The following is a 1,683-nucleotide window of genomic DNA, read 5'->3' as shown; positions in this document are numbered from 1 at the left end:
ATCGCGTACGGTGAGGACCGCCGACACGGCAACCTGCGCGAAGCAGAAGTGAGTGCGCCGGTGCTCGATGAAGCCGACTCCCGTTTCTCTGCCGAGCAGCGGGAAAGTCACGGAGGTGATCGGTTCCCCCGACTGTCGGGCGGTCGTGTACGGACCTTGGAAGTAGTCGCGGGCGGCGACTTCGCGTGCACCGCCCGGACCCGCCATCTGGATGTCGGCGTCCATAGCCATGGCGAGGGCGCACCATTCCGAGGCGGGGTGTGTCCAGGCGAAGCTGCCCACCATGGTTCCGTGCGTGCGGACGGGGGGATGAGCGATGTTGACGACCGCGAGCGAGAACAACGTGCCGAGGGGGGCCTGGTACGGCTTCGGGGCTGCGTCCGGTCCCGGCGCACTGCGGAGGGGCGCTGCCCACTTTCGGCCGGCGGATCGGCGAACACACAGTCATGGGGCGGGGCCGAGGACGCGGACATCGATCCCGTCCACGTCGCCGACGTGCTGCGAGGGCTCCACCACGAGACGGCACCTGCCGGGAGCCGCAACCCCCTGCTGCCGACGCACGAGGTGACCGCTGCTGACCACATGCTCTTCGGAACCTACTGGCCTGCGGCCCCGGAACCCACAGTCGTAGGCAAGCGGCCATGTGACCACGCCTGTCACGGTTGATCGGTTCGCGCATCGGGGTAGTGAGCGTGCATGAACGCGATTTTGGTGGAAGAGAACTTCGCGCGTGTAGACGGCCGCGACATGAATGTCATCCTTGACCTCCTCGACGAGCTGAACCTCGAGGCCGAGCCCACCGCGCCGCGCAGCAGCGGCAGGGGCCGCCACTGGGAGTTGGCCATGTACTGGCAGCCGGAGGGTCCCATCCCGGAGAATACCGAAGCCGGACTGCCCGATACGGTTGCCAAGATCGGGGACCACTTCGTCGCCGCTGGGAAACAGCTGCCCTCAAGGGTCACCATCTACGGTCGGGACGGGGTGGTGCTCTGGGCACTTCGACTGGACGCCGGGTAGGCGATCGGTCACAGGACCCGCCACGTAGGGCACCGGTTCCAGCGCCCGCGCCGTCGACACCTGGAGGGCCGCAGCACATCCGTGGCGGCCGGCGCAGCCTGGCCACGGACTCGCCGAGATCCTCCGGCCGCACCTCGCGTCAGGGCCCCACCCGCGGCAGGTCCGTCTTCACCGAGTTGCTGAAGTTCCGCCTGCTGCCGCGGCTGAAGAGCATCGGCAGCGGGCGCCTGTTCCGGCCGGCCGGCGCTCCGTGGTGCGTCGGCGCGGCCGGTCCGCCGGGACCTGATCGCCCAGGCCGTACAGGGGGCAACTCCTCGGTGATGTCAAGCACTCCTGGTTCTCTGCGCCGCCCGATGCCGGGCTTCGTCCGCCACGCGCAGGTCGCGGTCCGGGCGGATCGGCAGATCCCGGTGGCCTACGCCGGTCGCGTGCCACACCGCGTTGGCGATCGCGGCCGAGACGCCCACGTCGCCGATCTCGCCGATGCCCTTGATCCCGACCGGGTCGTCCGGGTCGTCCGGGTCGGGATTCATCGACCCGTGATTGATCTCGCTAGGGCCAAGGACCGTTCGCGAGAAGCCTTGTCGGACATCTCATAAGCCCGGCCCCGCTGCCCGGAGCGGTGGCTATCAGCGGGGTCTCGGACCGGCACGGACAGCTTCCTCC

3 protein-coding genes are annotated in these 1,683 nt (G+C 69.1%); 1 reads left to right on the top strand and 2 read right to left on the bottom strand.

What is annotated here, in order from left to right:
• Window positions 1–342 (bottom strand): FAD binding domain-containing protein (locus ACMZ42_RS26995; RefSeq protein ID WP_415733421.1); only part of this gene is annotated, 342 nt, incomplete at its 3' end.
• Window positions 343–696: 354 nt separating this feature from the next.
• On the opposite strand from ACMZ42_RS26995, the gene ACMZ42_RS26990 reads away from it, so the two are divergent.
• Window positions 697–1,017, top strand: coding sequence for a hypothetical protein (locus ACMZ42_RS26990; protein ID WP_415733420.1), 321 nt, complete (start codon window positions 697–699; stop codon window positions 1,015–1,017).
• Window positions 1,018–1,340: 323 nt separating this feature from the next.
• On the opposite strand, the gene ACMZ42_RS26985 is transcribed toward ACMZ42_RS26990, so the two are convergent.
• On the bottom strand, window positions 1,341–1,550 hold the full coding sequence (locus ACMZ42_RS26985; RefSeq protein WP_415733419.1) for a hypothetical protein: 210 nt from the start codon (window positions 1,548–1,550) through the stop codon (window positions 1,341–1,343).
• Window positions 1,551–1,683: the final 133 nt, after the last annotated feature.

Source organism: Lysinibacillus sp. NPDC056185 (assembly GCF_047737915.1).
Classification (GTDB): Bacteria; Bacillota; Bacilli; order Bacillales_A; family Planococcaceae; genus Lysinibacillus.
The sequence above is the reverse complement of the archived record's forward strand: the minus strand, read 5'-3'. Positions and strand labels throughout refer to the sequence as shown.

Excerpts from the sequence above, each read along its gene's own strand:
- ACMZ42_RS26990 (WP_415733420.1), top strand. The coding sequence starts at position 697 with ATGAACGCGATTTTGGTGGAAGAGAACTTCGCGCGTGTAGACGGCCGC.
- ACMZ42_RS26985 (WP_415733419.1), bottom strand. The coding sequence starts at position 1,550 with ATGAATCCCGACCCGGACGACCCGGACGACCCGGTCGGGATCAAGGGC.